The 17035-nt window shown below is 62.2% G+C and carries 19 protein-coding genes; 8 read left to right on the top strand and 11 right to left on the bottom strand.

The features are described from left to right. Window position 1 precedes the first annotated feature (1 nt). Window positions 2–1018, top strand: coding sequence for a porin (locus BLT98_RS03900; RefSeq protein ID WP_092605389.1), 1017 nt, complete (start codon window positions 2–4; stop codon window positions 1016–1018). Window positions 1019–1030: 12 nt separating this feature from the next. Next, window positions 1031–2032 carry a Gfo/Idh/MocA family protein gene (locus BLT98_RS03895; protein ID WP_092605387.1) on the top strand — a complete coding sequence of 334 codons (1002 nt, stop codon included), beginning with the start codon at window positions 1031–1033 and terminating at the stop codon, window positions 2030–2032. Between the two features lie 74 nt (window positions 2033–2106). Here BLT98_RS03895 and lysS read toward each other — a convergent pair whose 3' ends face one another. The 4 genes from lysS to BLT98_RS29080 all read right to left on the bottom strand — a co-directional run bounded on the left by lysS (window position 2107) and on the right by BLT98_RS29080 (window position 5665). Beyond that, complete coding sequence (gene lysS / locus BLT98_RS03890; RefSeq protein ID WP_034782936.1) at window positions 2107–3636, bottom strand: lysine--tRNA ligase; 1530 nt, start codon at window positions 3634–3636, stop codon at window positions 2107–2109. Between the two features lie 18 nt (window positions 3637–3654). Further along, a complete protein-coding gene (locus BLT98_RS03885) occupies window positions 3655–4350 on the bottom strand; it encodes an HAD family hydrolase (protein ID WP_092605385.1) in 696 nt (231 codons plus the stop codon). A gap of 2 nt (window positions 4351–4352) precedes the next feature. Beyond that, window positions 4353–5457 (bottom strand): peptide chain release factor 2 gene (prfB, locus tag BLT98_RS03880; protein WP_115057524.1). Its coding sequence is split into 2 segments (ribosomal slippage): window positions 4353–5375 and window positions 5377–5457, totalling 1104 coding nucleotides; the frame shifts between segments, so codons are not numbered across the junction. Window positions 5458–5494: 37 nt separating this feature from the next. After that, complete coding sequence (locus tag BLT98_RS29080) at window positions 5495–5665, bottom strand: hypothetical protein (RefSeq protein WP_170846279.1); 171 nt, start codon at window positions 5663–5665, stop codon at window positions 5495–5497. On the opposite strand from BLT98_RS29080, the gene BLT98_RS03870 reads away from it, so the two are divergent. Together BLT98_RS03870 and BLT98_RS03865 are read left to right on the top strand one after the other, a co-directional pair. Beyond that, window positions 5660–7693 carry a bifunctional 2',3'-cyclic-nucleotide 2'-phosphodiesterase/3'-nucleotidase gene (locus tag BLT98_RS03870; protein ID WP_092606869.1) on the top strand — a complete coding sequence of 678 codons (2034 nt, stop codon included), beginning with the start codon at window positions 5660–5662 and terminating at the stop codon, window positions 7691–7693. The genes BLT98_RS29080 and BLT98_RS03870 overlap by 6 nt on opposite strands. Continuing rightward, on the top strand, window positions 7690–8181 hold the full coding sequence (locus BLT98_RS03865) for a tetratricopeptide repeat protein (protein ID WP_092605382.1): 492 nt from the start codon (window positions 7690–7692) through the stop codon (window positions 8179–8181). The genes BLT98_RS03870 and BLT98_RS03865 overlap by 4 nt, the downstream gene beginning before the upstream one ends. A gap of 12 nt (window positions 8182–8193) precedes the next feature. On the opposite strand, the gene BLT98_RS03860 is transcribed toward BLT98_RS03865, so the two are convergent. Together BLT98_RS03860 and BLT98_RS03855 are read right to left on the bottom strand one after the other, a co-directional pair. Continuing rightward, window positions 8194–8592, bottom strand: coding sequence for a hypothetical protein (locus BLT98_RS03860; RefSeq protein WP_092605380.1), 399 nt, complete (start codon window positions 8590–8592; stop codon window positions 8194–8196). A 9-nt stretch (window positions 8593–8601) separates the two neighbouring features. Beyond that, window positions 8602–9477: a hypothetical protein gene (locus tag BLT98_RS03855; RefSeq protein ID WP_139179046.1), complete on the bottom strand. Its 876-nt coding sequence runs from the start codon at window positions 9475–9477 to the stop codon at window positions 8602–8604. Between the two features lie 345 nt (window positions 9478–9822). Between BLT98_RS03855 and BLT98_RS03850 the strand changes: the two genes are divergently transcribed. The 4 genes from BLT98_RS03850 to BLT98_RS03835 all read left to right on the top strand — a co-directional run bounded on the left by BLT98_RS03850 (window position 9823) and on the right by BLT98_RS03835 (window position 14640). After that, window positions 9823–10980: an ABC transporter substrate-binding protein gene (locus tag BLT98_RS03850; RefSeq protein ID WP_070254187.1), complete on the top strand. Its 1158-nt coding sequence runs from the start codon at window positions 9823–9825 to the stop codon at window positions 10978–10980. Window positions 10981–11065: 85 nt separating this feature from the next. After that, complete coding sequence (locus BLT98_RS03845; RefSeq protein WP_034782923.1) at window positions 11066–11956, top strand: branched-chain amino acid ABC transporter permease; 891 nt, start codon at window positions 11066–11068, stop codon at window positions 11954–11956. A 7-nt stretch (window positions 11957–11963) separates the two neighbouring features. Then, entirely contained in the window at window positions 11964–13907 is a 1944-nt protein-coding gene (locus tag BLT98_RS03840) for a branched-chain amino acid ABC transporter ATP-binding protein/permease (protein ID WP_092605376.1), read from the top strand. A 10-nt stretch (window positions 13908–13917) separates the two neighbouring features. Beyond that, the gene (locus BLT98_RS03835) at window positions 13918–14640 is read left to right on the top strand and encodes an ABC transporter ATP-binding protein (protein WP_070254189.1); all 723 of its coding nucleotides are present in this window, start codon (window positions 13918–13920) and stop codon (window positions 14638–14640) included. A gap of 56 nt (window positions 14641–14696) precedes the next feature. Here the strand turns inward: BLT98_RS03835 and BLT98_RS03830 are convergent, their stop codons facing one another. The 5 genes from BLT98_RS03830 to BLT98_RS03810 form a co-directional block, all read right to left on the bottom strand. After that, window positions 14697–15020 (bottom strand): type II toxin-antitoxin system RelE/ParE family toxin, encoded by a 324-nt coding sequence (locus tag BLT98_RS03830; protein ID WP_092605374.1) that lies wholly within the window; start codon window positions 15018–15020, stop codon window positions 14697–14699. A gap of 8 nt (window positions 15021–15028) precedes the next feature. Next, window positions 15029–15301: a type II toxin-antitoxin system Phd/YefM family antitoxin gene (locus BLT98_RS03825; protein WP_092606866.1), complete on the bottom strand. Its 273-nt coding sequence runs from the start codon at window positions 15299–15301 to the stop codon at window positions 15029–15031. 107 nt (window positions 15302–15408) lie between these two features. Then, on the bottom strand, window positions 15409–15729 hold the full coding sequence (locus BLT98_RS03820) for a DUF2288 domain-containing protein (protein ID WP_070254191.1): 321 nt from the start codon (window positions 15727–15729) through the stop codon (window positions 15409–15411). 51 nt (window positions 15730–15780) lie between these two features. Further along, window positions 15781–16482 carry an RES family NAD+ phosphorylase gene (locus tag BLT98_RS03815; protein ID WP_070282036.1) on the bottom strand — a complete coding sequence of 234 codons (702 nt, stop codon included), beginning with the start codon at window positions 16480–16482 and terminating at the stop codon, window positions 15781–15783. Beyond that, window positions 16482–16919, bottom strand: coding sequence for an MbcA/ParS/Xre antitoxin family protein (locus tag BLT98_RS03810; RefSeq protein ID WP_034755432.1), 438 nt, complete (start codon window positions 16917–16919; stop codon window positions 16482–16484). Before BLT98_RS03810 ends, BLT98_RS03815 begins: the two co-directional genes overlap by 1 nt. Window positions 16920–17035 lie beyond the last annotated feature (116 nt).

The following is a 17035-nucleotide window of genomic DNA, read 5'->3' as shown; positions in this document are numbered from 1 at the left end:
CATGAAGAAGAAGGTAGTAGGGGCAATGATCATTGGCGCCGGCAGCGGCCTGTGTTGCGCGCAGTCGAACGTGGCCGTGTACGGCATCATGGACATGGGCGTGGTGTCCGAGAGCGGCGGCCCCGGCGGCAGGGTGCTCAAGCTGACGAGCGGCATCGCCAATGGCTCGCGGCTCGGTTTCAAGGGCAGCGAAGACCTGGGCGGCGGCTTGACGGCGATATTCACGATGGATGCGGGCATCCTGGCCGACACGGGCGCTTCGGCCCAGGGCGGCCTGCTGTTCGGGCGCCAGGCCTTCGTCGGCCTGGGCGGCGCGGCGGGCACGCTGCGGCTGGGCCGCCAGTACACCTTCATCGACAGCAGCCTGGGGGCGCTGGATCCGTTTTACCTGGGTTTTGCGGGCAGGATGAGCAACGTCTTCACGGCCGGCTACATCAGCCGGGTCGACAACAGCATCACCTACAGCTCGCCCGTGCGCGGCGGCCTTTCCGGCGAACTGGCGTACGGTTTCGGCGAAGTGCCCGGCGACGCTTCGGCTAAGCGCTACACGGGCGCGGCGGCCACCTATGCCAGCGGGCCGCTGTACGTGCGCCTGGCGCACCAGGACGCCAACACCGTATCCAGCGCGCAGGTGGCGGGCAGGGCGCGCAACACGGTGCTGGGCGCTACCTGGGACTTTGGCGTGCTCAAGGCGCATGGCGCCGTCGCCTTCAGCAAGAGCACGGCGGGCGCGGCCACCACGGTCGACAGCGCGGACCTGATGCTGGGCGCCACCGTGCCGGTGGGCCCGCACCGCGTCCTGTTCTCGTACGTGCGGCGCGACGACCGGCGCGCCGCCAACGGCGACGCTTCCCAGGTCGGCATCGGCTACACCTATGCGCTGTCGAAGCGCAGCACCTTGTATGCCGCCTACGCGCATATCGCCAACCGCAACGGCGCCGTCTATGTGGTGGGCAACGCCACCGACAACGGCACCGGCAACCAGGCCTGGAACCTCGGCCTGCGTCACACTTTTTAACGGGAGAATCGAATGAAGAAAATCGGATGGATACTGGTCGGCGCCAGCACCGTGGCGCGCGAATGGATGGTCGACGCGATCCGCCAGCAGGGCGATGCCGAAGTGCTGGCTGTGGTCAGCAGGGACGCCGCGCGCGGCGCCGCCTTTGCCGCGCAGTTCGGCATCGGCGCCAGCTACACGGACCTCGATGCGGCACTGGCCCATCCAGGCGCGGAGGCCGTGTACATCAGCACCACCAACGAGTTGCACATGGCGCAAACCTTGCAGGCGGCGCGCGCCGGCAAGCACGTGCTGTGCGAGAAGCCGCTGGCGCTGAACCTGGACGACGCCCGCCGCATGGTGGACGGCTGCGTTGAAGCGGGCGTGGTGCTGGGGATTAACCACCACCTGCGCAACGCCGCCAGCCACGGCAAGGTGCGCGAGCTGATACGCGCGGGCGAGATCGGCCAGCCCCTGTATTGCCGCGTGCTGCACGCGAACAACCTGCCGCAGCACCTGCGCGGCTGGCGCCTGGACGCGCCGGAGTCGGGCGGCGTCACGCTCGACATGTTCGTGCACGACGTCGACACCCTGCGCTTCCTGCTGGACTCGGAGCCGCGCCACGTGACGGCCTGCGCCACCAGCGGCGGCATGACGGTGGCCGGGCTGGAAGAGGGCCTGATGGCTGTCATCGAGTTCGACAACGGCACCCTGGTGCAGGTGCACGACGCGTTCAACGCGCCGCATTCGCTGTCCGGCGTGGAAATCATCGGCAGCAAGGGCACCATCTTCGCCACCGGCGTGATGACGCAGCGCCCCGTCGGCAGCATTACCCTGACGCGCGACGGCGGCAGCGTCGACATCCCCGTCGAGCATGAAAACCTGTACGTGCGCTCGGTGCGCGCCTTCCAGCGCGCCATGCGCGGCGAAGGGCAGCCTGCCGCCACCGGCGACGACGGCATGCGCGCGCTGGCCACGGCATTGGCGGCGCAGCAGGCCAGCCGCAGCCACCAGCGCGTGACCCTGGCCGGCTGACGGCCGGCGGCAGACGTAAAAAAAGCCGCCTGATCGTAAAAATCAGGCGGCTTTTTATCGGCTTGCGTCCGTGATTATTCTTCGCGGCGTAAATGCGGGAACAGCAAGACGTCGCGGATGTTCGGCGAATCCGTGATGATCATCATCAGGCGGTCGATGCCGATGCCGCAGCCGCCGGCTGGCGGCATGCCGTATTCCAGCGCGCGGATGTAGTCGGCGTCGTAGAACATCGCCTCTTCATCGCCGGCGTCCTTGGCGGCCACTTGCGCCAGGAAGCGGGCCGACTGGTCTTCCGCGTCGTTCAATTCGGAGAAGCCGTTGGCGATTTCGCGGCCGACCATGAACAGCTCGAAGCGCTCGGTGATGCCGGCCACCGTGTCGGAAGCGCGCGCCAGTGGCGACACTTCGACCGGGTAGTCGATGATGTAGGTTGGTTCCCACAGCTGCGCTTCAGCCGTTTCTTCGAACAGCGCCAGTTGCAGCGCGCCCAGGCCGGCCGTGGCGAACGGCTTGACGCCGAATTTCTTCAGTTCTTCCTTGATGAATTCCGCATCGTTCAACTGCTCGGCGGTGTAGCCTGGAGCATACTTGTTGATCGCTTCGACGATGGTCAGGCGGTGGAACGGCTTGGCCAGGTCCAGCTCGCGGCCGCCGTAGGTCAGGGTGGCGGTGCCGTGCGCGTCGATGGCTGCCTGGCGGATGACGGCTTCCGTGAAGTCCATCAGCCATTTGTAGTCGGTGTAGGCCGCGTAGAATTCCATCATCGTGAATTCAGGGTTGTGACGGATCGACACGCCTTCGTTGCGGAAGTTGCGGTTGATCTCGAACACGCGGTCGAAGCCGCCCACGACCAGGCGCTTCAGGTACAGCTCGGGCGCGATGCGCAGGAACATTTGCATGTCCAGCGCATTGTGGTGCGTGATGAACGGCTTTGCCGCCGCGCCGCCCGGGATCGTGTGCAGCATCGGCGTTTCCACTTCCATGAACTCGTTCTTTTCCATGAAGCGGCGGATCGACGAGATGGCGGCGGTACGCGCCTTGAAGGTGCGGCGCGTCTCTTCGTTCATGATCAGGTCGACGTAGCGCTGGCGGTACTTCGTTTCCTGGTCGGCCAGGCCGTGGAATTTGTCCGGCAGCGGGCGCAGCGACTTGGTGATCAAACGCAGTTCCGTGACCTTGATGGTCAGTTCGTCCGTCTTGGTCTTGAACAGCGTGCCCGTCACGCCCAGGATATCGCCCAGGTCATAGTGGTGCAGGGCGGCCATGGCTGCTTCGCCGGTGAGATCCAGCGTGGCGTAGATCTGGATGCGGCCGTCGGCTTTCGGGCCGGAGGCGTCCTGCAGGGTGGCGAAAGCGGCTTTCTTGCCCGCTTCGCGCTTGAGCATCATGCGGCCGGCCAGCACCACGGTGACAGGTTCGGCTTCCAGCTCTTCGCGCGTCTTGCTGCCGTATTGCGCGTGCAGATCTGCCGCCTTGTGCTCGGGGCGGAAATCGTTCGGGAAGGCGACGCCTTGTTCGCGCAGTGCTGCCAGCTTGACGCGGCGCTCGGCGATGATCTTGTTTTCATCGGGGGCGGCGGCTTGTTCTTGGATATCCGTAGTCATGGTGTTCTTCGTTGGTGATTATTGATGATGTGGTGCCAGCGCTGGCGCCACGCTGGCAAACAGTGCGTCGACGTCGAGCGAGGAGAAATCCGGCACGATGGCAATGACGTTGTCAAAGGCGGCAAACGCTTCGGCCGGCAGGGTGGTGGTGAGTACCACGACCCGCATGCCGGCACGGCGCGCCGCTTCCACGCCCAGGGGCGCGTCTTCAAAAACGATGCAGTTGTGCGGCAGCGCGCCGGCCAGCAGCGCGCCTTTCAGGAAAACGTCCGGGTGCGGCTTGCCCCGTTCCACGTCGGCGGCGCCGACGATGGCGTCGAAGCGGTGGCGCAGGTCAAGGCCGTCGAGCGTGAACGCGATGTTCTCGTCCGGCGCGGCCGTGCCCACCACCAGTCCCACGCCAGCCTGGCGCGCGCTGGCGATCAGCCGGTCGAAACCAAGCACCGTGGCCAGGTGCGGGCCATACAGTTCGCGGTAGACGACTTCCTTTTCAGCCAGCAGGGTGGCGTGGTCGGCTTCCTCGCCCAGGTACTTGGCGATGATTTCGTGCCCCTGCCGTCCTGCCGTGTCGCGGAAAAAGGCGTCCGCGTCCAGTGCATGGCCGTGGCGTTCAAAGAACGCCAGCCACGATGTCGTGTGGAAGGCCATGTTGTCGACAATCGTGCCATCCATGTCGAACAGGAAGGCGCGCTGCGCCGGAGCGGATGCGTTCATCCTTATACGCCTTGCTTGAGCGAGGCGGAAATGAAGTCGTCGATGTCGCCATCGAGCACGCCCTTGGTATTGCCCGTCTCGAAACCGGTGCGCAAGTCCTTGATGCGGGACTGGTCCAGCACGTAGGAGCGGATCTGGTGACCCCAGCCCACGTCCGTCTTCGAGTCTTCCAGCTTTTGCTGCTCGCTCATGCGCTTGCGCAGTTCATGCTCGTACAGTTTCGCTTTCAGCATTTCCATCGCTTCGGCGCGGTTGCGGTGCTGCGAACGGTCGTTCTGGCACTGCACCACGATGCCGGTCGGCGCATGGGTCATGCGGACGGCGGAGTCGGTCTTGTTGATGTGCTGACCGCCGGCGCCCGACGCGCGGTAGGTGTCGACGCGGATATCGGCCGGGTTGACGTCGATCTCGATCGAATCGTCGACTTCCGGATACACGAACAGCGACGTAAACGAGGTGTGGCGGCCGTTGGCCGAGTCGAATGGCGACTTGCGCACCAGGCGGTGCACGCCTGTTTCCGTGCGCAGGAAGCCGTAGGCATGATCACCCTCGACCTTCAGGGTGGCCGTCTTGATGCCGGCGACCTCGCCGTCCGACTGCTCCAGGATTTCGACCTTGAAGCCCTTGCGTTCGCAATAGCGCAGGTACTGGCGCAGCAGCATCGAGGCCCAGTCCTGGGCTTCCGTACCGCCGGCGCCGGCCTGGATGTCGATGAAGCAGTTGTTCGGGTCCATCGGATTGTTGAACATCCGGCGGAATTCCATGCTTTCGATGACCTTGCGGATTTCCTGCACGTCCTGCTCGATCGCTTCGAGCGTGTCGTCGTCGCCTTCTTCGCGGGCCATGTCGAACAGGTCGCGGGTGTCGCGCAGGTCGGCATCGGCCTTGGCCAGGGTGAAGACGATGGCTTCCAGCGCCTTCTTCTCTTTACCGAGGTCCTGGGCGCGTTTGGGATCGTTCCAGACCGTGGGGTCTTCCAGTTCTTCGTTGACTTGCTCTAGTTTCTCCGACTTGACAGTGAAGTCAAAGATACCTCCGAAGTTCGGCTTCGCGGACCGTCAGGTCGTTGAGCAGGGCGGAGATGATATTGATGCGTTCGGCTTCCATAATGTTCTGGTCTTCTATGGTGAAATCAAACCTTGAATTATACGCGAGCGCGGCCGGTTTCTGATGCCGGCGGCGCCGAATCGATGCCGCACGGGGCAATAAAATGACGATTTTGCTGTATTTGCGACAATATTTTTGCCTTGATGATGGCTACCGTGCTGCGTATGATGCTGGCGATATTGTCTTTCCACAGGAATACATCATGCATCAATTTCCCCGTCTCGCCCTGTTACCGCTGCTGCTGGCCGGCTGCGGCGCCTTGCCGCCCGCCGCCCATGTTCCCGTCCAGCCGCTGGCCGCCGCGCCTGCGGGCAGCAGCGCCACCCTGGCCCTGCTGGAGACGACGGACTTGCACGCGAATGTGCTCAGTTATGACTATTACAAGCTGCAGGCGGAACCGTCGATCGGCCTGGAACGCACGGCGGCGCTGATCGCCCAGGCGCGCGCGCAGTTCCCGAACAATCTTTTGCTCGACAACGGCGACACCATCCAGGGCACGGCGCTGGCCGACTACCAGGCCCTCGTGAAACCGCTGGCCTGCGACCAGACCCTGGCCATCTACAAGGCCATGAATTTGCTGAAGGTCGATGGCGGCGGCATCGGCAACCACGAATTCAACTACGGCCTGGCGTTCCTGAGCCAGGTGACGGGCAACCAATTCGACGTCGACAGCGTCGATGCCGGCAAGCCGCGCTGTACCGGTCCCGCGTTCCCGCAAGTGCTGGCCAACGTCTACAGCGTCAAGACGGGCAAGCCCCTGTTTGCGCCGTACCACATCATCGCCAAGCAGATCACGGCCACCGGCCCCGATGGGCAGCCAATCACGAGCAGCGTGAAGGTCGGCATCATCAGCTTTGCGCCGCCCACCATCATGGCCTGGGACAAGCGCTGGCTCGAAGGCCGCGTCTATACGCAGGGCGTGCGCGAGACGGCGGAAAAATTCATTCCCGAGATGCGCGCCAAGGGCGCCGAGCTGGTGGTGGCCATTTCGCACGGCGGCTTGGATAGCAGCCCGTATTCTCCCACCATGGAAAACGGCAATTACTACCTGTCGCAAGTGCCGGGCGTGGACGCCATGCTGATCGGCCACTCGCATCAGCTGTTCCCGAACGCGGCCAGCACGGTGCCGCAGTTCAATCTGCCCGGCGTCGACAAGGTCAAGGGCCTGGTCAATGGCGTGCCCACCGTGATGGCCAATTTGTGGGGCAAGCACCTGGGCGTGATCGGTTTGCGCCTGCGCCACGACGGCAAGCAGTGGGTCGTCGACAAGAGCGCCACCACGGTGGAAGCGCGCGGCATCCAGAACGCGGACAAGAGCTACGTCCAGCCTGACCCGGCCATCGCCAGGCTGGTGGCGGAAGAACACGCAGCGACGATTGCCTACGTGCAGACGCCCGTTGGCGCCACGGACTTCCGCATGTCGACGTATTTTGCCGACGTGGGCGACGTCAGCGCCATCGAAGTGGTGAACCAGGCGCAGGCGGGTTATCTGGCCGCCTACGTCAAGGCGAACTTGCCGCAGTATGCCAACCTGCCGGTGCTGTCGATGTCGTCCCCGTTCAAGAGCGGCTCGGCCGGCGTGTCCGACTACACGGACGTCAAGGCGGGCAATGTGGCGCTGAACAACGCGGCCGACCTGTATTTGTATCCGAACGCGCTGTACGGCGTGAAGATGAATGGCGCGGAGCTGAAAGCCTGGCTGGAACAGTCGGCGCGGCGCTTCAACACCATCGATCCGAACAGGCTGGAAGCGCAGGAACTGGTCAACACGGCCCATCCGAGCTACAACTTCGACGCCATCACCAGCGCTGACGTGCGCTACCAGATCGACGTCACGCAGCCGCCGGGCCGTCGCATCCAGGGCCTGACGTACCAGGGCAAGCCGGTGGAAGCCAGCCAGGAATTTTTGATTGCGACGAATAACTACCGCGCCAGCGGCGGCGGCAATTTCCCTGGCCTCGACGGCAGCAAGACGGTGGTGGCCTCGCCCGACAACAACCGCGAACTGCTGATCGCCTATGTCACGCAGCAGAAAAACCTGACGCGCGCAAAAAACGGCTCGGCGCGCAGCTGGCGCTTTGCCAAGGTTGCCACGCAAGGCCCGGTGGTCTTCCATTCGGCGCCGAACGTGATTGAGCTGGCGAAAGCGGCGGGCATCGATAACGTCACGCAGCTGAAGCTTGATGATGGCGCGGGCAAGGGCTTTGCGCTGTACCAGCTCGATTTGTCGAAATGATGCTGGCAAATTTGCTGCTGGCCGCCGCCCTGGCTTCGCCCGTGGCAGCCGCGGCGCCCGATGCCACGGCACAGGCCAAGGTCTTGATGCGCGCGGGGGAGGCGACCCAGCCGCAGGCGCGCGTCCTGTTCGAACAGGCGGCGGTGCAGGGCAGCGGGCCTGCCGCGTACTACCTGGGCTTGATGTTCAAGAACGGCATGGGCGGCCCGCAAGACAGCGCCGCCGCGCTGCGCTGGCTGGAACTGGCCGCGCAACGCGGCGTGGCGCCAGCCATGTTCATCGTGGCGAATATGCTGCAGGACGCCGATGAAACACGGGCGCGTCACTGGCTGGACGCCGCCTGCGACCTCGAATACCCGGAAGCGCTGCAGCAGAAATCCGTCGCCCTGGCGGAGGGCCGCATGGGGTATGCGCACAACGAGGAGCAGTCCTTCCTGTACCTGAAGATGGCCACGCACGCGATGGGGCACAGGGCGGAAGAGCCGTGATTGTCCACCAGGTCAGGCCCGCAGGCTATTCGCAGCCTCGGCAATAGCCAGCGGGTTGCGCGACAGCAGGGCGGCAGCCAGGTCCAGCAGGCCTGCCGCTGCCTTGATGGCCGCGTGCGTGTGCTCGATGTCGGCCACGGTTTTCCTGCCTTGGTCGATGGCCGTGTTCACATTGGCCAATGCCTGCTGCGCACCCTGGTTGATCAGGTAGATGCCGTGGGAGCGGAAAAAAGACACCATCTGATCCAGGTGGCTTTCATATTGCTTGAGATCATGCAGCACGGCTGACGGCGTTGGCGGCGTGCGGTCGGTCAGCGCGATGCGCAGCTCCAGTACCTGGTTCGAGGCCTGTGCCAGCTTGTCGGCGATTTCCGTGGTTTGTTTTTCATCGAGTGCGATAGCGTTGCCCATGTCCGGCTCCTACCAAGGGGATGGTGAATAATTGGCGGCCTGCTTTTGCAGGGTATCGACTTGCCTGGCAAAAGTGTCCAGTTGACGCTCCACTGCAGGGTCTTGCATGGGCTTGGCGCGCAAGGTGCTGAGACTGTTTTGCAATTCGGTCATGGCGGCAAGATAGGCCTCGATGACCTTGCCACGCTCCTGCAATTGCCGCCCATCCAGGTAGAGCTTGGCCTTCAGATAGTTGCTGGTCACGGGTTCCCTGCCGGCGGCGTTGTCGAGCGAGCGATTCAGGGATGCCAGCGTCAGGCTCTCGTCGTGCAGATTGGCCTGGTAGTTTTGCTGCGCATATTTTTTCAGCGCATTGCTGATGATATAAATATCGTCCTCGCGCGCCAGCAGTTCGTTGATTCCCGACTGCTGTCTTTGCTGCGTGACGATCTGGCTGATCAGTGCGCTCAGGCGCGTGACTTTGTCCAGCTGGTCGGCGTCGAGCACCGGCGCCATGCCGCCCGACTGCTGCAAGGCGCCCAGCGAACCGCCCAGGGCGCCGATCTCATCCTTGTAGTTCGCCAGCTTGTCGTTGGCCAGCGCGGCAAGTACTTCCGCGTAGCGCTTCAATACATCGTTCAGTTCGGCTGTACCTGCCAATTGCGCCGCATAGTCCTTGCAGCGCCGGAGCAGGTCCTGTTCCGTTTCCTGCGCAACGTAGGGGCGGTCGGTGATGATGCTGTTGCGCCGTACATTATTGGTGCAACTGCTCATGGAGTGCGTCAGCATGGGTTTGAATACTTCCGTTATCGCCACCGTCTGTCCCGCGAACTTGTCGACCGGCGTGAAGTTCTTGCAGGCGCTACTCATGCCGGCGATCAGCAGGCAGGCGCAGATGCTTGTCATGGGCTGGCGCATAGGGTCTCCATGGTAGGGAAGGGATTGCCGCCATGGCCGGTTGACCCTGGTTCAATGACCATATCACCATTGCATCGCCATACTTTTGACGCAGGTCAGACATATGCACCGTGTGTCAAGGTGTAGCACCTGTGTCAATTTGCGCCATATTTTCCTTACAAAAGACTGACAACAGGCCTGCAATTGCGGCTTTTCCGCATGTTGCGACGCGTCATATGTAGTTGTTGCTGGTGCATGTTTACTCACCTACAATGATTTATCGATGGGGCGGTTATCCAGCGTACGACTATAAAAATAAGTGGCATTAAAAACGTTGTATCAGAGGAGATGACAATGAATTTGAAACAGAAATTGCTCGTGGCAAGTTTGGTTTTGGGTTTCTCGCAGGCGGCAGTCGCAGCCGACCCCATCAAGATCGGCGTGTCCGGTCCGTTTACGGGCGGTTCCGCGCCGATGGGCGTGTCGATGCGCGACGGCGTCAAGCTGGCTGTTGCTGAGATCAATGCCAAGGGCGGCGTACTGGGCCGTTCCCTGCTGCTGATCGAGCGCGATGACGAAGCGAAGAATGAACGCGGCGTGCAGATCGCGCAGGAGCTCATCAACAAGGAAAAGGTTGCCGCCACCGTCGGCTACATCAACACGGGCGTGGCCCTGGCTTCGCAGCGCTTCTACCAGGAAGCGAAAATTCCCGTCATGAACAATGTGGCGACGGGCTCCATCGTCACCAAACAGTTCGCCGACCAGCCGGAAAACTACATTTTCCGCAATGCGGCCAACGACACCATCCAGTCCGGCATGATCGTGCATGAGGCGGTCGAGAACCGCAAGTTCAAGAAAGTGGCGATCCTGGCCGACTCCACCAACTATGGCCAGCTGGGCCGCGAAGACCTGGAAAAGGCACTCGACAAGAAGGGTATCAAGCCCGTCGTTGTGGAAAAATACAACATCAAGGACGTCGACATGACGGCCCAGCTGCTGAAAGCCAAGCAGGCGGGCGCGGAAGTCGTGCTGACCTACGGCATCGGTCCGGAACTGGCGCAGATCGCCAACGGCATGGAAAAACTGGGCTGGAAAGTGCCGCTGATCGGCAGCTGGACCCTGGCCATGGGTAACTTCATCGACAACGCGGGCAAGAACGGCAATGGCACGCGCATGCCGCAAACCTTCATCCAGGATGCCAGTACGCCGAAGCGCAAGGCCTTTATCGATGCCTACGTGGCCGCCTACAAGCCATCGGGCGGTCGCATGCCGTCGGCTGTCTCGGCCGCGCAAGGCTACGATTCCATCTACCTGCTGGCCGCGGCCTTCAAGCAGGCAGGCGGCACGGATGGTCCGAAAGTACGCGCCGCGCTGGAAAACCTGAATGAAAAAGTGGAAGGCGCCGTCACCACCTACAACAAGCCGTTCAGTAAAACCAACCATGAGGCGATCACGGCCGACCTGACAGTCTTCGGTGAAGTCAAGGACGGCAAAGTCGTCCTCGCGAAATAAGCCTGGCAGACATTCGCCGCGCAGTGGCCAGCCTTGAGGAATCAGGACTGGCCATTTTTTCATCTTTCGTCTTCCGGGGAATACCATGGAAATCTTCCTGCAGCTCGTCTTCAGCGGCATCGCGCTGGGCATGATCTATGCCGTCATCGCCTTCGGCTACCAGCTGACCTTTGCCACTTCCGGCACCCTCAATTTTGGCCAGGGCGAATCCCTGATGCTGGGCGCGCTCGTGGGCCTCTCCCTGGTGGGCACCATCCACGGCGGCCCTTACATGAGCTATCTGTTGATGATCCCCATCGTCATCGTCTTCGGCGCCTTGCAGGGCGTGTTTGTCGAATGGATAGGCGTGCGGCCCGCCATCAAGATCAAGTCCGAATTCGGCTGGATCATGTCGACCATCGCGCTGGCCATCATCTTCAAGAATGTGGCGGAAAATATCTGGGGCAAGGATGACCTGATGTTCCCGTCGCCGCTATCGGCCGCGCCGTTCCAGGTGTTTGGCGCCAACGTGCAGCAGATGCAGGTGGCCGTCATCGTCGGCGCGCTGGCGATCATGCTGGCCGTCGAAGTGTTCAACCGCAAATCGATCTACGGCAAGGCCGTCGTGGCGACGGCCAACGACCGCGATGCGGCCGGCCTGATGGGCATCAACACGGGCATGGTCATCACGTTTTCCTACGCGCTGTCGTCGGCCACGGCGGCGTTCGCGGGCGTGCTGGTGGCGCCGCTGACACTGACGGGGGCAACCATGGGCGCGTCGCTGGGCTTGAAAGCCTTTGCCGTGGCCATCATCGGCGGCTTGACGTCGGGCGTGGGCGCCATCGTCGGCGGGCTGATACTGGGCATCGCCGAGACCACCACCGGCTATTACATCTCCACCGGCTACAAGGAAGTGCCCGGCCTGCTGCTCCTGCTGCTGGTACTGGCCATCAAGCCGTCCGGCCTGTTCGGCAAAGCCGCGATCAAGAAAGTCTGAGGACGACATGAACAAGAAAATCACCATGCTGGCATTGAGCGCGGCGGGCCTGGCCGTGCTCGCGCTATTCCCCATCGTCATCCCGAATCCCTACTATATCCACCTGGCCGAGACCATTCTGATCTACGCCATCCTGCTGTTCGGCCTCGATATCGTCGTCGGCTATACGGGGCAGGTGTCGCTGGGCCATGCGGGCCTGTTCGGCATCGGTTCGTACGTCACGGGCGTGCTGGTGTTCAAGCTGGGCGTGTCGTTCTGGCTGGCCATCCCCGCCAGCATCCTTGGCGCGGCCGTGTTTGGCGCCATCCTGGCCTTGCCGGCCCTGCGCGTGACGGGACCCTACCTGGCGATGGTGACCCTGGCCTTCGGCACCATCGTGCAAATCCTGATCAATGAAATGAGCTTCCTGACGGAAGGGCCGATGGGCATCAAGATCCACAAGCCCGTCCTGTTCGGCCACAAGCTTTCCGAGGTCGAGTACTACTACATGGTCGCCGCGCTGCTGGTGATCTCGCTGGTGGTGGTGCACCGCATCCTGAAATCAAACCTGGGCCGCGCGTTCGAAGCCTTGCGCGACAGCCCCATCGCCTCGGACTGCATGGGCGTCTCCGTGTACCGCTACAAGGTGTATGCCTTCGTCATCAGCGCCGGTTTCGCGGGCCTGGCCGGCAGCCTGTACGCGTATTCGGAAGAATACATCTCGCCCAATACCTACAACTTCGAGCTGACGATATTGTTCCTGCTGGCCGTCATCATGGGCGGGCGCAAGACGCGTTCGGGCGCGCTGATCGGCGCCCTGATCGTCGTCATGCTGCCCAGCCTGCTGTCGGACATCGAATTGTTCCGCAAGATCGCCGTGGCCGCCGCCGTGCTGGGCGTGATCGGTTCCGCCTTCATGCTGGCGAAGAAGCGTTCCACCGTGCGCGGCGTGCTCGTGCCCCTGGTGGCCACCATCGGCCTGGCTGCGTATTCGTACAAGCTGGAAAACATGGTCGACTGGCGTTTGACCATCTTCGGCCTGATGACCTTATTTGTCGTGTACTACCTGCAGGACGGCATCGTCGGCTTCCTGATGAGCTTTATCGGCAAGGGCCGGCGCCATGTGCAAGCCGTCGCTTCGCACGGCGTGGCGCCGTTTGACCACGCCCAGGGCGGCCAACAGGGCGCGACCCTGCTGCGCGTGGACCAGGCCCTGATGCAGTTCGGCGGCCTGAAAGCGCTGAACCAGGTGGACTTGAACGTCACGCAGGGCTCCGTGCACGGCTTGATCGGGCCGAACGGCTCGGGCAAGAGCACGATGATGAACGTGCTGACGGGGATCTACAAGCCGACGGCGGGCAGGGTGGAATTTGCCGGCGCCGTGATCTCCGGCCGCACGCCATCCGAGATCGCCCTGGGGGGCGTGGCGCGCACCTTCCAGAACGTGCAGCTGTTCGGCGAGATGACGGCCACCGAGAACGTGCTGGTGGGCTTGCACAACACCTTCAAATCGAACGTGCTGGACGTGATGCTGCACACGCCCCGCTACAAGCGCGAAGAGAAGGCTGCGCGCGAGCGGGCCGCCAGCATCCTCGAGTTCGTGGGCCTGGCGAACCTGGCCAACGAGGAGGCGCGCAATCTGCCGTATGGCAAGCAGCGGCTGCTGGAAATCGGCCGCGCGCTGGGCCTCAACCCGCGTTTGCTGCTGCTTGACGAGCCGGCGGCGGGCCTGACAGCGCCCGACATCAAGGAGCTGATGGCCATCATCCGCAAGATCCGCGAGCACGGCATTACCATCATCCTGATCGAGCACCACATGGACGTGGTGATGGCCCTGTCGGACGTGGTGACGGTGCTGGACTTCGGCCAGAAGATCGCCGAAGGCGCGCCCGCGCTTGTCCAGAGCGATCCGAAAGTGATCGAAGCCTATTTGGGCGGCAGCGCCGAAACCCTGGCGCCAGCTGCGCACTGAGAGGAAGACCATGCTGACCATTAACAATCTGCACGCCGCCTACGGCAAAGTCGAAGTCCTGCACGGCATTTCGCTCGACGTCCCGAAGGGCAAGCTGGTGACCCTGATCGGCTCGAACGGGGCCGGCAAGACCACCACCATGCGCGCCATTTCCGGCATGCTGAAACCGAAATCCGGCACCGTCACCCTGGGCGGCAAGGATGTCACGGGCCTCGATTCGCACCGCATCGCCCGTGCCGGACTGGCCCATTCGCCGGAAGGCCGGCGCGTGTTCGCTTCCATGTCGGTGACGGACAACCTGCTGCTGGGCGCCTTCCCCCGCTTTACGCGCTCGCGCCCGAAAGGCGACATCAAGGGCGACCTGGACAAGGCGCTGGAACTGTTCCCCCGCCTGAAGGAGCGGCGCGACCAGCTGGCCGGCACCTTGTCGGGCGGCGAACAGCAGATGCTGGCCATGGCCCGCGCCGTGATGCTGAACCCGGAAGTGATCCTGCTGGACGAGCCGTCGATGGGCCTGGCACCCATCCTGGTGGAAGAAGTCTTCCGCATCATCACGCGCCTGAAGGCGGAAGGCGTGACCATGCTGCTGGTCGAGCAATTCGCCGCCGCCGCCCTGAACGTGGCCGATTACGGCTACGTGCTGGAAAACGGCAGCATTTCCGTGCATGGGCCGGCGGAGAGTCTCAAAACCGATCCGAAGGTGATTGCGGCGTATCTGGGAGGAGGGCACTGAGGCAAGTTGAGAGTGCGCTGACAATGCGCTTGCTGCGCATTGTCACATCCTCCGCATTACGCAGTGAGCAGGCGACGGCGTATCAATGCTTCCAGGTCACGGCTGGTATGGGCAATCATATGAACATAAACGATATCGTTATGTCCATACTCGATGATGATGCGATTCTGGCCGGCCAACAGTTGGCGGTGAGTCGTCAAATGAAGGTCTTCAAGTTCAGGAACAAAGGTACCTTTCATGTTCCAGTCTTTGAGAGAATTGACTTCAGCCAAAATCTCCTGCGTCACCTTCCTGGTAAAAGCAAGGGATTCGTTCTGCTTCAGATAGGAGCGAATGTCTTGCAAATCGTTCAAGGCGTACTGCGTCCAAATGATTTTCATTTGTGTAATCAATTGTCGCCGTCTTCAGCTTCCAGAAGGGCCACAACGTCATCATGGTCAATGATTTTACCTTCCTCAATCTGCTTACGGCCGAGAGCAAGGATGCGGAGCATGGCAAGCTGATCTTGAGTCTTTTGATAGCTGACAGGGTCTTGAACAATGGCCTGAACTCTGCCGTTCACCGTGATGGCTACCGGGTCATGCGTCTCAAGCACCTGTTTGACCACGTCGCTGGTGTTCGTCTTCAAGTAGCTAATTGGTTGAATATTGATAAAGTTCATGCCGCCCTCCATAAGTAGGCAGACCGATGATAGCATCGGATGACTAAATTAAGTGCTAAATTTAGTTGGCTGCACATTTTCCTTACGTCGAGCGCAGCGTGCAAGCATCAATGTCTGGTGGGCTTTTCCTGCTGCACCAGAATGAAGGGGCTGACGACAACGGCCCACAGCGCGGCGTCGGCGGCCTGCCAGTCCAGCGCCTGCTGGTCCGACACCTTGGCGACCTTGCCATCGGCCATCCATTGCGTGATGGTGGCCTTGTCATCGTGCGAGATGCGCACGGCCACTTCGACCAGATCCAGCTCATTGGCGACCCAGACGACGTTGCCCTGGGCGAAATGCTTTTCCAGCTCGCTCCAGGCCAGGCGGGCCGTTTCGCTGTTCACTTTGAGGCGCAGTTCGGTGTCTTTTTCAGGATTGGTTTGCATGCGAAATATCAGGTTGCTGTGAGTCGGGTGCCGTTGCGCGCTTGCGTTGCCTTACAAGGCTTCCACCTGCGGCGTCGGCGTACCCCGCCATGTTAACCGATAGGCGGCGCCTTTGCGAACATTGCCCACGAGGGCAGGGCGGAAGCAGGCCAGGTTGGTGCCGCCCGCCAGCCGGGTGCTGGGGAAGATGACGCCCATGGAACCGGCTTCGAGCAGGATGGCGGCCAGGTCTTGCGAAGCGATGTAGCTGGCCGGATCGAGGCAGGCCGCATAGCGCTCCTGGCCGCGCAAGTCGTGGAAGCTGGCGGAAAAATCGGCCAGCAGCGACTGGTAATTGACGCTGTCGTCGAAATAGTCGATTTCCTGGTATTCCACGGTCTTGTGGAAAATGATCTCGGCCAGCGCCGTTTTCATGTCGAAGGCGCAATACCAGGCGCCCCGTTCGCCATCGTTGAAACGCGCCCCTTCCGGCCGGGCATAGGTGTAGGCGGCGTTGATGATGCGAAAGTGCGGCACGCCAAAAACCAGCTCGTCCACGCCAATTCCTGGCGCGCCGCCGTACTCGGCCACCAGGCGCGCATTCGTCGCGTTATCGAGTTCGAACAGCTCGCGCAGGTGCTCGTCGTCCTCGGCCAGGGGCGCCAGCACGGAGTCTTCCATGTCGGCGAAGCGCGAGGGGATCAAACGGCAAGTGTCGATCTGGCGCAAGGCGGCCAGCGGCGGCAGCTGTGCATGCGGGACTGTCGCCACCATTACAACCCTCCGCGGCGCGCATCGAGCAGCTTGCGCACCGTCTGCATGGCCAGCAAGCCGCCGGCCAGCATCTGCGACAGGGGCGTGCGGCCGCCAAACACGGGATTCTTGTTGGGCAAACTCACCCATTCGTCGGCCAGCTTGTCGCCATACAGGATGTGCAAGGCCTTGTAGATGCCCAACAAGTAGGAAATGCGCGTGATGCGGTCCACTTCCAGCACGCGGTCCGGGTGCTTCTTCCACTCGTAATAGGCGCTGCTGGACAGGCCGCCCAGCAATTCGCGCGCATCGTCGTCGCGCAGTTTCCAGGCGGCGGCCAGCTTGAAAAAACCCTTCAATGCCGCCTGCGACAAGCGCTCGCGCTCGGCTTTGGCATTCAGGTCGACGAGCACGGCCGGTTCGAAGCGGCTCTTGGGGTAGGCGTAGGCGAGATTCATGGCATGTCCTTCGTTAAAACTCTGTATGTGGACTATTTATACTCCTTTTCTGGATTTTCTGCAACGGCCGCGCGCATACAAAACGGGGCGCAGCAGGACAGGTGTCCCGGTGCGCC

Origin of the sequence: Janthinobacterium sp. YR213, from assembly GCF_900099875.1 — a bacterium.
In the GTDB taxonomy this organism is placed as follows: domain Bacteria; phylum Pseudomonadota; class Gammaproteobacteria; order Burkholderiales; family Burkholderiaceae_D; genus Janthinobacterium; species Janthinobacterium lividum.
The sequence above is the reverse complement of the archived record's forward strand: the minus strand, read 5'-3'. Positions and strand labels throughout refer to the sequence as shown.